Origin of the sequence: Sedimentibacter sp. (genome assembly GCF_032080165.1) — a bacterium.
Classification (GTDB): domain Bacteria; phylum Bacillota; class Clostridia; order Tissierellales; family Sedimentibacteraceae; genus Sedimentibacter.
In genome coordinates, this window is sequence record NZ_DAMASY010000004.1 from 229,753 (window position 1) to 245,794 (window position 16,042).

A 16,042-nucleotide genomic window follows, 5' to 3' on the forward strand; every position below is an offset into this window, starting at 1 on the left:
ACTGTTACTTGATATCGAGTAACAGTATTTTTATTTTTGTAACAAAACAACATTTATGATATAATAAATACTATTAAAAATACAACGATAAATAATGGGGTAATCAAAGTGAACAGTCGCACTATTCAAGCACAAAAAACAAAGGATAGAATATATAAAACAAGCATAAAACTTTTTATGAGCAAAGGAATTGACAATGTAAGCATACAGGATATTGCAAAGGCGGCAAGCATTTCTGTCGGTTCTTTTTATAATTACTATAAATCAAAATTGGATGTTTTGTATCAGAATTACAAGGTTGCTGATAAGAAATTTACAGAATTCGTTAATAATGGTGTTGAAGGAAACACAATTAAGGAGAAAGCCAAAAACTATATGTTATTTTATATCGATTTTGTTACAAGTGAGCCATATGATTTTACAAAACTTCTTTATAACAACAGCAATAAACTTTTTCTCAAAAAAGGAAGAGCAATGCAGACACTACTTGCACCTATTATAGATGAAGGTATAAATAATAGGGAAATAACTGCTGATATGAATACCGAAGAGATTATTGAATTTCTTTTTCAATCAATGAGAGGATTAATTTTTCATTGGTGCCTACATGACGGAAGCTTTAACCTGCACGAAAGAGCAGATAAATATTTGGAATTAATAATTAAACCGTTATAAAAGAGCTTAGATATATTTATTGAGGTGATTTATGGAACTTGAAATTAATAAGCTGTTAAATGTGCTTAAGCTTTCTGCCCAGATAATAATTGAAAACGGCGGAGAAACCTACAGGGCGGAAGAAACGATAAAATACATATGCAAATCCTTCAATGTTAAGGAAATAGAACCTATTGCTACTCCAACGGGATTATATTTTACTATTTCCATTAATGGGGAGGAAAATAATACAATAGTTAAACGGATCAGAAAAAGAACTGTTAACCTGCAAAAAATTAATGATGTAAATAATATTTCAAGAGATTTAATATCAAGACAAGTAACCTTAGATGAAGCATTGCTTCAATTGGAGGATATATATAACAACGATAAAATTCAATATAAGTACTCATTGTTGTACGGCGGTATTTCTTCGGCGTTTTTTACCCTTCTGTTTGGAGGAGGTTTATTTGAATTTACTGTTGCGCTGTTTTCAGGAATAATAATTACTATAATTTCTAAAAAATTTGAGGAGCTCCATTCATATCAGTTTTTTTCAAGCATTGTTGCAGGTGCCTTTTTATCCTTTATTGCAATTACATTTACGTATCTGTTTGGAAAAGGTAATTACAACTACATCATAGTGGGAGGAATTATGCCCTTGCTGCCCGGACTTGCTATGACTAATGCCATAAGAGATACCATAAGAGGTGACCTGTTGTCCGGAATTGCAAGGGCTACAGAGGCACTGTTGGTTGCATCATCTTTGGCGGCGGGAGCCGGAGCAATTATTTATACGGCGTATACTTTAGGTATATCTTAGTTTAAGGAGGAGAATATGTTTTTAGAAATGATATATTGTTTTATAGCAACTTTCTTTTTTGCACAAATTATGAATGCCCCTAAAAAAACCTTGCTTTATTCTTCTTTAACTGCGTCTATAGGATATGCCGTATATAAATTTTGTATAGTTTCAGGACATTCACTGCTTGGTTTCTTTCTTGGTACTTGTTTAATTGCAATTATTGGAGAAATTTTAGCACGAAGGTTAAAAATGCCTGCAACCATATTTATATTCCCAAGTGTTATCCCTATCGTTCCCGGATTAGGTCTTTATGAAACAATTCTTGCATTTGTTCAGAATGATATACAAAAAGCTCTTGAAACAGGAGTAAACACTATTTTAAATATCGGAAGCATGGCAATAGCGATGGCACTTATAAGCTTGATAGCATTAAAGGCACATACTAAAAAAACGGTTTAATGTTTTTTTAATATTATGTGTTTTAAGACATATATTATTGGGTATAGAAATGTCGTTGAACTATTAAAATATTTGGAGGATACTATGTGTAAAACAAAATTTTATTTATGTGAAACTTGCGGTAATTTAGTAAGCTTATACAATGAAGGCGGCGGAACATTAGTTTGCTGTGATAATGATATGAAAGAACTTATTCCCGGTACGGTAGATGCTTCCCATGAAAAACACATCCCTGTAATAGAAGTTGAAGGAAATAAGGTAACTGTAACAGTTGGAAGCGTAATTCATCCTATGGTTGATGAACATTGGATTGAGTGGATATACCTTGAAACAAAAGAAGGCACTCAAAGAAAATGCTTAGAGCCGGGCTGTGAACCAAAAGCTGTGTTCATATTAACTGAAGGTGATGAAGTTGTTTCTGCTTACGAGCACTGCAACCTTCACGGATTATGGAAAAAAGAAGCATAAAACAATTGATTGGCAATGGATTTGCAGTTTGTTAGCAATAGAATAACGATTGAAAAAAGGAATTGTGCACGCACAATTCCTTTTTTTATACTTACAGCACAAGCGACTGACACCAAATCAGAGATTTGGGTCAATTGCTAAGATATTGTTGCGCCGTCTGCTATGTCTTCCAATGTAGAAATCAGGGTTAATTTTTTACCTTTTTCAGCGGCTAAAATCATTCCGTTGGATTCCAGGCCTCTCAGCACTACAGGTTTTAAGTTGTATATCATTACAACCTTCTTACCCACTAAATCTTCAGGTTTGTAATATTTAGCTATACCTGATACCACCTGTCTCGTTTCTTCTCCAACCTTTAGTTGGAACACAAGGAGTTTATCTGCATCAGGATGTCTTTCTGCCTTAACTATGTCAGCAACTCTTAAATCTAATTTAGCAAAATCATCAATAGTTATAAAGTCATCATATTTTTGTTCTTCAACAGGCTTAACCTCTTTTACCTCAGATTTGGCTTCATTTATTTTGTTGATTTCCTCTAATTTTTTAGCTGCATCTATTCTTGCAAACAATATTTCAGGAGTACCTATCCTTTCCTCCGGCACCATTCCGTTAAAGCTTAATAAGGAATCCCAATCTGTCTTGCCGGTATTAAGCTGTTTGAAGATTTTCTGTGCCGTTTCAGGAAGGTATGGCTCCAGTAAAACTGCTGCAATTCTGATAGATTCAAGCAGGTTATATAATACTGTTCCCAATCTTTTCTTCTTGCTTTCATCTTTACCTAATACCCAAGGCTGTGTTTCATCAATATATTTGTTGCTTCTTCTGAGAAGATTAAAAATTTCATCAATAGCATCTGAAACTTTTAAATCATCCATTTTCTTTTCAACTCTTTCAGGTGTTTCAAGAGCAAGCTTGATAAGTTCATCATCTATTGCTTCATGCTCTTCCGGAGGAAGAATAACACCGTCAAAATATTTGTTGGTCATGGTGATGGTCCTGTTTACTAAATTACCTAAAATATTTGCCAAATCAGAATTTATTCTTTCAATTATCAAGTCATATGTCAATGTACCGTCGCTGGAAAAGGGCATTTCATGCAGTACAAAGTATCTGACAGCATCTACACCAAACAAATCAACCAAGTCATCAGCATAAATTACATTGCCTTTTGACTTGCTCATTTTACCTTCCCCGACTAACAGCCAGGGATGACCGAAAACCTGTTTAGGAAGCTCCGCACCCAATGCCATCAATAATATCGGCCAATAAATCGTATGGAATCTTAAAATATCTTTACCTATTAAATGAACATCCGCAGGCCAATATTTATTAAATAAATCTCCGTGATTACCCTCAGTGTCATAACCTAAAAATGTAATATAGTTGCTCAGAGCATCTATCCACACATAAACAACGTGACCTTCGTCAAAGGTAACGGGTACACCCCAATCAAATGAAGTTCTCGAAACACATAAATCCTGTAATCCCGGTTTAATAAAATTATTAACCATTTCATTTTTACGTGATTCCGGCTGAATAAATTTAGGATTTTCTTCAATATGCTTCATCAATCTGTCGGCATAATTGCTCATTTTAAAGAAATAAGCTTCTTCTCTTGCCATATGCACATCTCTGCCGCAATCAGGACATTTTCCGTCAACTAACTGAGATTCGGTGAAAAATGCTTCATCAGGTGTACAATACCAACCTTCGTAATATCCTTTATAAATATCTCCTTGGTCATATAGTTTTTTAAATATTTTTTGTACTGTTTTTATATGTTCCGGGTCTGTGGTTCTGACAAACTTATCATAGCTTGTGTTCATCAAATCCCATATTCTTTTGATTTCTCCTGCTACTTCATCAACATAAAGCTGTGGGGTTTTACCGGCTTCCTCCGCTTTAATCTGAATTTTTTCTCCGTGTTCATCTGTTCCTGTCTGAAAATAAACATCGTATCCGTTTAATTTTTTGAATCTGACTATGCTGTCAGCAAGAACTATTTCATATGTGTTTCCTATATGGGGCTTGCCGGATGTATAAGCGATTGCCGTTGTTAAATAATATTTTCCTTTATTCATGTTTTCCCTCCTATAATTTTCCCAAAAAAAGTTAGAAGCCCCTTTGCATATGCAAAGAGGCGAAAATCCGCGTTACCACTCTTATTCGCACATATTTCACAATATGTGCCTCAACAGGTCATACAACCCTTGTATTGTAACGTAATCATACGTCATACCTTAACAAATGCTCAGGTATGAAGCTCCAAGGCCATCTTCACTATAAAGTCAATCTCCGGTTCGCACCTTACTCCGGTTCTCTTGGTCATAACTTACAAGCTACTCTTCTTTTCACAGCTTTTTATTAATATTCATATAGTATTATTTTATTTATGTAAAACTATACATAAATACTTAACATTTGTCAACTGTTAATTTAATGCTCAAAATATAAACTGAATCAATTTAACAACGGCTACTATTATACCAATTATTATTGCCGGAATCAATAAAAATCCTATGCCTAAAGGTATCAATAATATTATTACAAAAAGTCCTATTACAGCACCTATAATTGTGAATATAACTTTTAGTAAAACAGCTCCTATATTTATTGCAGCAACTATAAATACGAAAAATACAAATATTCCGATTAATATTTCCATTTTACATCTCCCTTTTATTTATATATTCTATTCAATTTATTCATATAATACACATACTATATTCACAGTTGATTAGTGTATTATTAAAATTTGATTAAATTATAGCAAAATATTTTAAAAAGTGATATAATGTTTTATTAAAAACAGGAGCAGCACATGATTGATTTACACATCCACTCTAAATTTTCCGACGGAACTGATTCCATTGATGATATACTTAAAATTGTTCAGGAAAAAAGTATACCCACAATTGCTTTAACTGACCATGATACTACCTACGGGATAGCTGAAATAACAGAAAAAGCAAGCAAAAATAACATAACGGTTATCCCGGCTGTAGAAATATCATCCGTTTCTAACGGACACCTCATACATATTCTTGGATACAACATTGATATTTCAAACAGTCAGTTGCAGGATATGTTAAGCTTGATTTGCAATTATTTCAATGAATCATTTTTAGAGCATTATAATTGGTTATTAAAAAATAACTATGTAGATTTTGATATAAATAAAATAATTAAATTTGCCGAATACAAGCAATGTATAGCCCTGTCAGATATTATGAAGGCAATGATAGCCGATGGAAAACCTTATTCACTAAAGGATTGGCCGGAATTTTTTAATACTAAATTAAAACACTACAACAGTCACTTTATAGAAAAATTCCCTGTACATTCTTCGGAAGCCGTTGAAGTTATAAATCAAGCTAAAGGAACCGCAAGCTTTGCACACCCTGCAAGAATCGGAGATGCCGACATTAAAGAAATGGAGTTTCTTTTGCCTCACGGTCTAAGGGCTTTAGAGGTTTATTATCCATATCATGATGAAATTTTGGTTAAAAAATACGAAGAGTTTGCTTTAAAATATAATTTAATCAAGACAGGCGGCACAGACTGGCACGGTAAAGACTTGACAACCTGGAACGTCGAAATCGGAGATTACGGACTAAAAGAGACGATTCTTTTTAATTGATTTGGAAACAAAAAGAACCGTCCCCAACCTTTGCATCAAAAAGGCTGTCGACCTTTATTTCATAAAGTTTTCTATATCGTTTACTGTTTTGATTATTTCTTTAGACAGGTTAACTAATCCGTTTTTAGTGACCCAAACATTATCTTCAATTCTGATTCCGATTCCCTCTTCTTTGATATAAAGTCCCGGTTCAACAGTATAAACATTGTTTTCCTGAATTGTTTTGTCTCTTCTTCTAAAATCATGTACGTCGAGACCTAACGGATGACCTATGCCGTGATAATAATATTTATCAACATCGGAATCATCCTTAATAAGGTTAATAGTTTTTAAACTGTTTGCGAAATACTTTTTAACTGCATTATTTACATCCTCTTCTAACGCACCTGCATGCATTTTATCCATTGCTACATTTTGAGCTTCTAAAACTATATTGTATATATCCTTTTGTCTCCCTGTAAACTTTCCGTTTGCAGGATATGTTCTTGTGATATCAGATGCATAATTGTTGGAAAGCGCACCTAAATCAAGAAGTATCAAGCTGTTATCCTGTATTTTCTGTTTTAGATCTATGTAATGTAAAATCACAGCTTTTTCACCTGAGGCACCTATAGTTTTAAAGCTTGGTTTAGAACCTCTTAAAGCAAGCTGGTATTCAAAATCGGCTCTTACCTGATATTCGAATTTACCCGGCTTTAAATTTTTCATTACAAATTCTAATGCTTCCTTAGTATAACCAATTGCAGTTTTTATTTCATTTATTTCTTCTTCCGTCTTGGAACCTCTTAACTCTGACATAATGTCCAGAGAGCTTTTAATATTTACTGCAGGATATTGGTTTCTGATCCAATGAGCTAAGCTTCTGTAATTGTCGTAGGGTTCATCCTTATCGGTAATATATGAAAATATATATACATTGTCCGGTCTGTCTGCGGAAGACAATCTCTTTGCAAATTCATCCATGAAATTATTTCTGTTTTGAATTGATTCAATGCCTGATACTTCCTTAACTTCTTCATTTCTCATTAAAATTCCGTACCATTTTTCATAATGCTCATCTACAGGTGGTATGTACAGCATTTCGGTAGTTTTACCGGCGATTTTATTTATCAATAAAACCATATTTTCCATGTCGATTCCGGTTAAATAAAAGAAATTCCTGTCTACAGAAAATCCATACTCCTGGTCCGCACTTTCTCTTGGTGCCTTGCCGGCAAAGAATACCGCCGTTGAGTAATCATCCATTTTTTCAGCAAATTTCTTTCTGTTGTCAATAAAAAAGTTTTTATTCATTATATTTGTTTCCTCCATATTTTATTTAGAGCCTTCGCTATGCCCAGGATGACATATGTCATTCAGAAGACGTAGCCCAAGAATCTCATATTTTTACATCGTTCTGTTTACTGCCTTTTTCCAACCGCCGTATAGCTTTTTCCTTATATCTTCGTCCATCTCAGGTCTGAATTTTCTGTTTATGCTCCAATTTTGAACAATTTCACCCTTTGATTTCCACAAGCCCACAGCCAAGCCGGCTAAATATGCGGCTCCAAGAGCTGTTGTTTCTGTAACATCAGGTCTTTCTATGTTTACATTGAGTATATCTGACTGAAATTGCATTAAAAAGTTATTTGCCGTAGCTCCGCCGTCAACCCTTAATGCAGTTAAATTGATTCCTGAGTCGTCAAACATTGCTTCAATGATGTCTTTAGTTTGATATGCAATTGATTCAAGAGTTGCTCGTATGATGTGATTGCGATTTACTCCTCGAGTTAATCCTATAATCGCTCCTCTTGCGTACATATCCCAATATGGCGCACCGAGACCCGTAAAGGCAGGAACCACATATACTCCGTTGCTGTCTTGTACTTTTTCGGCAAAGTATTCAGAATCTTTTGCATCATGGATAAGCTTCAATTCATCCCTCAGCCATTGTATGGCTGCGCCTGCTATAAATATTGAACCTTCCAGGGCATATTCCACCTTACCTCCGATTCCCCAGGCAATAGTAGTAATAAGTCCATTATGTGATTTAACGATTTTTTCTCCTGTATTCATGAGCATGAAGCAGCCGGTTCCATACGTATTCTTAACCATTCCCTCCTGAAAGCAAAGCTGACCGAATAATGCGGATTGCTGGTCTCCGGCAATTCCCGATATGGGTATTTCAGCTCTTAGTAAATCTTTTCTTGTATTGTCATAAAATTCAGAGGATGCTTTAACCTCCGGAAGTATATTTAAAGGTATGTTAAGGGCATCAAGAAGTTTTTCATCCCATTTTAACTCCCTAATATTATAAAGCATTGTCCTTGATGCATTGGAATAATCAGTTATATGTACCTTATTAACACTTAAATTCCATATCAGCCATGTGTCAATAGTACCAAATAAAATATCTCCCTTTTCCGCCTTTTCTCTGATGCCCGGCACATTGTCCAGTATCCATTTGATTTTTGTACCGGAAAAATAAGCATCAATTACCAATCCGGTATTTTCATTTATGTATGTCTCGATTCCTGTCTTTTTCAGTTCATCACATATTTCCGATGTCTGCCTGCTCTGCCATACGATTGCGTTATAAACCGGCTTTCCTGTATTTCTGTCCCATAATACTGTTGTTTCTCTTTGATTGGTAATACCGATACATGCAATTTCATCCGGATCAATATCCTTTATTGCTTCTATTGCCGAGCTCAACTGCGTTTCCCATATTTCCAAAGGATCATGCTCCACCCATCCCGGTTTAGGATAAATTTGCTTGAATTCTTTTTTCGCCAAATTTACAATTGCACCGTTTCTGTCAAAAAGTATAGCTCGTGAACTTGTTGTTCCTTGGTCTAATGCAAGAACATATTTTTTCATTACAGTCCACCCCACAATTTTATTAATTCAATTATATACTTAGTATATAAAATAATCAACGCAAATGAAAAATTACCAACAATAAAATAGGCTGTTCAAAAAGTTCGTCCTGCAAGGCGCCGGAAGACGGGCAACCGCAGCATATTAGATATACGTAAGGATTGACCGTCTGAACGGCAACGACGCAGGGGGGGCTTTTTCAACAGCCTTATTCGGATACTAACCGTTTTTCTCCTGTTATTTCTTGTATAGGTTTGATATCTTGCGATACTTCCACTACTCCTAAATATTCACCTTTGTCATCCCGTACCGCATAATATCGTATATGTATATATTTATCCTTCATTTTAATCCAAAAATCTTCATGATCCTTTTTACCTGATTTAAAATCATTTACAATCCCTTCAACAATATGTACGCTTGCAGGCGGATGACAATTTGATACATTTCTTCCTATTACGGTTCTTGGTCTTGGAAAAATTCTTTCACTGCTTTCGGAAAAATATTTTACCGTATCATCACTTCCGACAAAGGTAATGTCAAAAGGCAAAGTATTAAGCATATGCGTTAATTCATTTACTTTTAATACCCCTGAAGGTAATGTGATTGTTCCCGGTTCGGTCATTTCGTCTTTGATTCCTTCTTTGGCTTCTTGGTCCGGTTTCCATTCGGGAACCCATCTGAGCATATGACCTATTTCACCGCTGTTATCAGCTGCCTTTTTCCATTCATCTTGTGACATCACATCTAAAAGCATTGGAATCATTATATTTTCTTCCTTAAAAATCATTTCATTTACACGATTTAAAGCTTCCTCGATCCTTTTTTTGATTTCATCATTCAAATATCCGTATGATAAGTCAGAATATATTGATTTTAAATCGGCTCTTATTTCATCATCAACGCCCCACATAACCTTTGGTGGTGCGGTTATTCCGTATTTCTCCATGTATGGGAACAATAGATTTTCCTTTTTAGAATAATGAATATCTATTTTTAATAGCTGTTCAAAGCCATCTTTTAGTTTTTTAATGGATTCTTTATCAGATAAATTATCTATGTACGGTTTAATTTTATTATCTATTATTTTTTTGATTTCTATGTTTTCAAGAAACAACACATTAGCAGGATGTCCGGGTATTTTAGTCGGATCTGATCCTCTGTGAATTTCTTCTATAGATCCCTTAAATACGGCAGAATGCACATCACATAATCTTTGAACCTCTGTTATGGGAAGTCCTTCCTTGATAAGCGCCTGTTCTGCTTCCGTAATTTCCGTAGCTGAAACACCTTTGAAAGCTTCTTCAAACCTGCCTTTTACTTCGTCAACACTCTTACCGTCATGAAGCTCTTTAATAATTTGTTTGATTATTTCTTTCCTGTATTCTCTGTTGTTAATTTGTTCACTCATAAAATCTCTCCTTATTCTTTAATTTCAAATCCTCTTTGAACTAATTCTTCTTTTATTTTTTCCATAGGTATTCCCTTCGCCTTTGACCCCTTAGGCAGGGTCATAATTCTTCCTGCCATATTAATCATTCCCGGCAACGTTATATCCTTGAAACCAATGCTTGCCAATATCTCCTGCAATTCGGGATATTCCTTACACAACTCATAAACACTTTTATTAATATCAATAATTTTACTCATATACTTCACCCCAAAATATTAATATACCACATATATTTAATTATACCTGAATATGTTAAAATTAAACAGATATACTTTGTACTTCTGTATAATATGATTACCTTTTTAAAATATAGAATAAAAAACATTGAATTTACTTTAACAATGGTATAATATTTACTTGAGTAATTTAATTTTTAGGAGGGAATTTATGAAAAAAACAATTTTTATACTCAGCTTAATACTTATGTTAGTATTATCATCAACTACTGTATTTGCACAAACTAATGAAATAATAGTTGCAATCGATTCTGAAAAGGTTGAATTCACTGAAGAATCAGGACATCCTTTCGTTGATGAAAACAGCAGAACTCTTGTTCCGTTCAGAAAAGCTCTTGAATCATACGGAGCAACCGTGGATTGGAATAATGATGACCGTATTGCAATTGCCGAAAAGGACGAAATTAAGGTTGAAGTTCCAATTGATCAAAATTACATATTGATAAACGGAGAACAAAAAGCTACAGATACTCAGGCAAAAATAGTTAATGGTAGAACATACCTTCCCATAAGAGCCGTTATTGAAGCTTTCGGTTCAAGCGTAGAGTGGGATGCAGGCTTAAAAACAGTAGTTATTACTACAACTCCTGTTGATGCAAAAGCTATATTTACTGAAGCTAATAACAAATCACTTGATTGGAAAAACTACGATGCTGATGTGAAAGTAGATATCTCTTTGGACGTTCCTGATGCAGCCGGCAGTGTTCAAACTATGAATATGAAAATGAATATGTACATGACTTTATTCATGAATCCTTTGAAAGCAAAAATAAACGCAGATATGTTGGTAAATATTGCAGGACAGGAAATATCTCAACCATTTATGAGCATGTACATGACAATGGATGAAAATGGTCTGAACCAATATATGGGCATGAATAATGAAGGTACATATACATGGATGAAACAAACCGTTGCCAATGAAATGTTCGGCGAATTACTGAAATATGATGAAGAAGCAATTGAGAAAAATAAAGAAATAGCTGAAAAGTATACAAAAGATGTTAAGTATTTCGGCAAATATAAAGATGCGGACAAAACTCTTTTAAGATTAGAATATACAATGTCAGGTGAAATTTATAAAGATATGCTTGGTGAAAGCTTAGATAATATGCCTGTCCCGACAAATGAACAGGAAACAGCTACTTATGAAGCGTTGAAAGCATTAGCAGAAGGAAATTTCGGTGACATTAAGTTTATAGTTCACATTGATGAAGAAACTAAAGAAATTGTTAAATATGAAATGGATTTAGGTGATATGATTCAGCTTATGATGGGCAGCATGACCGACTTGTTAGGTGAAATGCCACAAGAAGGATTAGATATGTTAAATAGCATGAGAGCTACTATGGTTATGGAAGTTTTAAATGTTAATCAGGCTGAAAATTTCGAAATACCTGAAGAAGCACTGAATGCTCCTGATATGAATGAATTATTAGAGCAATTAGAACAAGATGCTGCTGCTGAAGAAACAGAAACTGAAGAAACTACAGAAGATGAAGCTGCTGAAGAAGAAACTGAAACTGAATAAGTTAATAATAAAACAATAAAACTAATGAGAGGGCAACCTCTCATTTTTTTCTTTAATAAATTGGCTCCATATGCTAATATTAATACCATCACTTAAATTAGGAGCATAAAATGAAAAATTTATTTATTTATCTGTTAATTTTCTTATTAACAGGCTGTACTGTTGTAGATCCGCCAAAAAATCCGGACAACAATAATGAAAATCCGCCGCCTGTTGAGGAACCGAAAGAACCGGTTGAACCGGAGGTGCCAGAAGATCCGGAAGATAGCAGCTTATTTCGTGAATATGATGAGCAAGCTTCAAAATTACTGCAGGAAATGACTACAGAAGAAAAAATCGGCCAGATGTTTTTAGTCAGATATCCTGAAGAGGAACAGCTGGATCTATATCTATCCATGAAGCCCGGCGGATTTATAATGTTTGGAAAAGATTTTGCCGACAAAGACAAAGAAGAAGTTATAGATAATATTGATTATTGTCAAAACAATAATAATGTACCTATGATAATTGCCGTTGATGAAGAAGGTGGAACGGTGGTAAGAGTAAGTTCAAATCCGCTTTTATCTGATGAAAGATTTAAGTCGCCCCAAGAGTTATATACGATTGGCGGGTTTGACGAAATCAGAAAAGATACTATAAAAAAATCAAATCTTTTGGCAGAGCTGGGCATTAATTTGAATTTAGCACCTGTTGCGGATGTTTCAATTAATGAAACAGATTTTATATATAAAAGAAGCTTTGGAAAAGAGGCTGAAGAAACTGCAAAGTATATAAAAACTGTTGTTGAAGCAATGAAGAAACAAGGAATTTCTTCATCCTTGAAGCACTTCCCCGGTTATGGAAACAATCCTGACACCCATACCGGTTCAGCAGTAGATACTCGACCATATCAGCAATTTATAAGCAATGATTTCATTCCTTTTAAAGCAGGTATCGAATCAGGTGCGGAAAGTGTATTGGTTTCTCATAACATCGTTGAAGCAATTGACTCTGAGCTTCCTGCTTCATTATCAAAAAAGGTTATTGATATTTTAAGATATGACATGGAGTTCACAGGGATAATAACGACAGATGATTTATCAATGGGGGCGGTATCAGAACTTCAAACAGAATTCTCCCCGGAAGTAATGGCTGTATCAGCAGGTAATGATATGCTCATAGTAACTGATTTTGAAAAAAGCTTTCAATCATTATTAAATGCTGTAAACTTGGGAGAAATTTCCATTGACAGAATTAATGAATCGGTACTGAGAATATTGAAATGGAAGCACTATATGAACATGTTCGGGTAGTTGAAGAAGCTCGCCTGCGTCGTTGCCGTTCAGCCGGTCAATCCTCACGTATATCTGAATACGCTGCGGTTGCCCGCCTTCCGAGCCTTGCAGGACGAGTTTTTTTATTCATTAATTTTCTTTTGCCTATATTGTCTTATTAATTCACTTAATTTATTTACAACATCCATGTTTCCTTTATTATCCGGTTTACCCATCATATCTGCCACTATCAGCTTAAGCATATCATCAATCCTATGCTCTCCCACAGATTCAATGAATTTATTAATACCTTTTTCCTTAATACTTGATGTAATATCCTTTATATAATGATATTTAACCAATATATATACATCTGAAATAAAATCATCATCATAACCTAATCGCTTTAATATTTTTTCACTTTCCTTGGCGGACTTTATGTGATGACCGTAGAAATGCCCTCTACCCTTTTCGTCTGCCGTAAAGCAATCCGGTTTAGATATATCATGTAAAAGCGCAGCCATCCTTAATGTCAATTTTGGTTCAATTGAATCTACCACAGCCATCGTATGGTCCAACACATCCTTGTCATGATAAGGCGTTCTTTGTTCAAATCCTTTTAGCTTTAATAATTCAGGTATTATCTGTTTTATTTGTCCTGTTTCCAACAATTTATATATACCCTCTGAAGGTTTATGACTTAAAAGTATTTCGTTTAAAATTTTTTTACACATTTTTACTCCTTTTTGGGAACCATTTACGTTAAATTAACGTCTAATTAAAGTAAAGCTTTAATTTAAAATAATTATACATAATGATACATTAATTTTATTCATCTTACAATAAGAAATAATATAGCTTTAACTTTTACCGGAAAAAGTATATAATTAGATACGAAATAAGGAAGGTGATTGTATGAAAAGATTTTTAACAATTTGCTTAAGCACATTTATAACAACCGCTACAGTTTTTTCACTTAACACATATGCTACTGATTACAGCGCAAGCAATTTTCTTGAATTAGAAAATGTACTGTTCGAACAAATGAAGGATTATAATGAAGTATTCGATATAAAATATACCGGTTCATTGGATAATATTGAAGATGTATTAAAAAATGTTGTTGATAAAGACCCATATTTAAATTCTAATATAAAATCTGTCGGATGGAAAATTGAAGGCACAAAAAGATTAAATAATATTAATGTTAATGTTGATTATATAATTACTAAAGCAGAAAGAATTCAAGCCGACAAACAAATTGATAACATATTATCCGAAATTATAAATCCAAATATGAATGACCATGAAAAAGTTAAAGCAGTACATGATTATATAATCTTAAACGGCAAGTATGATGAAAAAAAATTACTTTATTCCGATTATGATTTACTTACTCAAGGCAAATCCGTTTGCAACGGTTATGCTTTGTTAACCTACAACATGCTGAATAAACTTAATATCCCTGTTAAATTAGTTACGGGTACAGGAAACTCCGAATTACATATATGGAATATGGTTAAGCTCAGCAATCATTGGTTCCATTTGGATACTACCTGGAATGATCAGTTGCCGGATGAAAACATAATTTCATATAACTATTACATGCTGACAGACAATGAAATTTCAGCCGACCATGTAATTGATGAAAATCTTGACCTTCCGGCAGCAAATAAAAGCTACTATAGTCTTTTAAAAGAATTATCATATGACAAATTACTGATGGAAACAGGTCTTGACATTTATGATGATGTAAACACAGCAAAAAATGAAAATGAATTAAAAAATATTCTTACATATAAAATAAAGCATCGCCCGTTGAAAATTTCAGTGAGAATTCACAATTCAGTATCTCAGGATATTGTAAATTCCGCTATGTCAGGTCTGTTAAGAAATGACTTTGTTTCAATTATCAGCTATGATTCTCCGCTTAAAACCGATGCTTCCGGCGAATATAAAATATTAAATTTATATATTAATTATAAAGAAACTCCGGATAGTATTGAATTTGAATCTTCAAACAAAGTTTACAACACCGCAACAAAAGCTGATTTCAATGTTTATGCTATATATGGCAATAAAAAGGTTAACATTACAAAAGATGTTTTACTTTATCCATACAAGCACGAAGGTATAAGTATTTATGAAGGTACAATGACCTTTAAAAAGCCGGGAAGCTATAGCTTAACCTTTGAATTTCAGGGGCTTCAACAAAAAGTATCCATAACTGCTTTAAATTCAAATGCATTTGAATTTATAACAAGCAAGAAACCTGATAACCCGGTAAACGTAAAGGTTTATGACCAATATATCAACTTCAGTTCAATTAACCAATGGCCATTTATTGAAAACGGCAGGACAATGGTACCGTTAAGAGCAGTTTTTGAAGTATTGAATTGTAATGTAAATTGGGATACGGAAATAAACTCAGCCGTAGTTGAATATGAGGGTACTAAAATAGTAATTCCCGCCGACAGCAATATTGCATATATCAATGGCGAAGAAAGCACATTGGATGCTCCCGCTAAATTAGTAAACAATCGAATTATGGTTCCTTTAAGATTCATAAGCGAAGCAATAGACAAGACGGTTTTATGGGATGATAAAGACAAAACAGTTTTAATTTATTAAACAAACGACCCAAATCTTTAATTTGGTATCAGTCGCTTATGCTGTATGCGTAA

15 protein-coding genes and 1 other annotated feature are annotated in these 16,042 nt (G+C 34.0%); of the genes, 8 read left to right on the forward strand and 7 right to left on the reverse strand.

From position 1 onward, the window contains the following. Positions 1-108: 108 nt before the first annotated feature. From RT412_RS07735 to RT412_RS07750, 4 genes are all read left to right on the forward strand, one after another. The gene (locus RT412_RS07735) at positions 109-675 is read left to right on the forward strand and encodes a TetR/AcrR family transcriptional regulator (protein WP_313341747.1); all 567 of its coding nucleotides are present in this window, start codon (positions 109-111) and stop codon (positions 673-675) included. A gap of 31 nt (positions 676-706) precedes the next feature. Then, positions 707-1,477, forward strand: a complete 771-nt coding sequence (locus RT412_RS07740) for a threonine/serine exporter family protein (protein WP_313341750.1) — start codon at positions 707-709, stop codon at positions 1,475-1,477. A 15-nt stretch (positions 1,478-1,492) separates the two neighbouring features. Next, entirely contained in the window at positions 1,493-1,918 is a 426-nt protein-coding gene (locus RT412_RS07745) for a threonine/serine exporter family protein (RefSeq protein ID WP_313341752.1), read from the forward strand. An 84-nt stretch (positions 1,919-2,002) separates the two neighbouring features. Next, positions 2,003-2,386: a desulfoferrodoxin family protein gene (locus RT412_RS07750; RefSeq protein ID WP_313341755.1), complete on the forward strand. Its 384-nt coding sequence runs from the start codon at positions 2,003-2,005 to the stop codon at positions 2,384-2,386. 137 nt (positions 2,387-2,523) lie between these two features. Here RT412_RS07750 and metG read toward each other — a convergent pair whose 3' ends face one another. Both metG and RT412_RS07760 read right to left on the reverse strand, forming a co-directional pair. Continuing rightward, positions 2,524-4,467 carry a methionine--tRNA ligase gene (gene metG / locus RT412_RS07755; RefSeq protein ID WP_313341758.1) on the reverse strand — a complete coding sequence of 648 codons (1,944 nt, stop codon included), beginning with the start codon at positions 4,465-4,467 and terminating at the stop codon, positions 2,524-2,526. Between the two features lie 52 nt (positions 4,468-4,519). Further along, positions 4,520-4,750: a binding site (T-box leader), on the reverse strand. A 79-nt stretch (positions 4,751-4,829) separates the two neighbouring features. Further along, a complete protein-coding gene (locus tag RT412_RS07760; protein WP_313341761.1) occupies positions 4,830-5,051 on the reverse strand; it encodes a hypothetical protein in 222 nt (73 codons plus the stop codon). A gap of 156 nt (positions 5,052-5,207) precedes the next feature. Between RT412_RS07760 and RT412_RS07765 the strand changes: the two genes are divergently transcribed. Further along, positions 5,208-6,026 (forward strand): PHP domain-containing protein, encoded by an 819-nt coding sequence (locus tag RT412_RS07765; protein WP_313341764.1) that lies wholly within the window; start codon positions 5,208-5,210, stop codon positions 6,024-6,026. 54 nt (positions 6,027-6,080) lie between these two features. Here the strand turns inward: RT412_RS07765 and RT412_RS07770 are convergent, their stop codons facing one another. From RT412_RS07770 to RT412_RS07785, 4 genes are all read right to left on the reverse strand, one after another. Then, the gene (locus RT412_RS07770) at positions 6,081-7,319 is read right to left on the reverse strand and encodes a Xaa-Pro aminopeptidase (protein ID WP_313341768.1); all 1,239 of its coding nucleotides are present in this window, start codon (positions 7,317-7,319) and stop codon (positions 6,081-6,083) included. Positions 7,320-7,412: 93 nt separating this feature from the next. Then, complete coding sequence (gene glpK / locus RT412_RS07775) at positions 7,413-8,885, reverse strand: glycerol kinase GlpK (RefSeq protein WP_313341771.1); 1,473 nt, start codon at positions 8,883-8,885, stop codon at positions 7,413-7,415. A gap of 208 nt (positions 8,886-9,093) precedes the next feature. Further along, on the reverse strand, positions 9,094-10,296 hold the full coding sequence (locus RT412_RS07780; protein ID WP_313341774.1) for a DUF438 domain-containing protein: 1,203 nt from the start codon (positions 10,294-10,296) through the stop codon (positions 9,094-9,096). Positions 10,297-10,307: 11 nt separating this feature from the next. Then, on the reverse strand, positions 10,308-10,535 hold the full coding sequence (locus tag RT412_RS07785; protein ID WP_313341777.1) for a DUF1858 domain-containing protein: 228 nt from the start codon (positions 10,533-10,535) through the stop codon (positions 10,308-10,310). Positions 10,536-10,725: 190 nt separating this feature from the next. Here RT412_RS07785 and RT412_RS07790 point away from each other — a divergent pair, with 190 nt between their 5' ends. Together RT412_RS07790 and RT412_RS07795 are read left to right on the forward strand one after the other, a co-directional pair. Beyond that, complete coding sequence (locus RT412_RS07790; protein ID WP_313341780.1) at positions 10,726-12,105, forward strand: copper amine oxidase N-terminal domain-containing protein; 1,380 nt, start codon at positions 10,726-10,728, stop codon at positions 12,103-12,105. A gap of 110 nt (positions 12,106-12,215) precedes the next feature. Then, positions 12,216-13,397: a glycoside hydrolase family 3 N-terminal domain-containing protein gene (locus RT412_RS07795; protein ID WP_313341783.1), complete on the forward strand. Its 1,182-nt coding sequence runs from the start codon at positions 12,216-12,218 to the stop codon at positions 13,395-13,397. Between the two features lie 104 nt (positions 13,398-13,501). Here RT412_RS07795 and RT412_RS07800 read toward each other — a convergent pair whose 3' ends face one another. Continuing rightward, a complete protein-coding gene (locus RT412_RS07800; protein ID WP_313341786.1) occupies positions 13,502-14,092 on the reverse strand; it encodes an HD domain-containing protein in 591 nt (196 codons plus the stop codon). 181 nt (positions 14,093-14,273) lie between these two features. Here RT412_RS07800 and RT412_RS07805 point away from each other — a divergent pair, with 181 nt between their 5' ends. Next, positions 14,274-15,989, forward strand: a complete 1,716-nt coding sequence (locus RT412_RS07805; protein WP_313341789.1) for a stalk domain-containing protein — start codon at positions 14,274-14,276, stop codon at positions 15,987-15,989. The last annotated feature ends 53 nt before the right edge of the window (positions 15,990-16,042 follow it).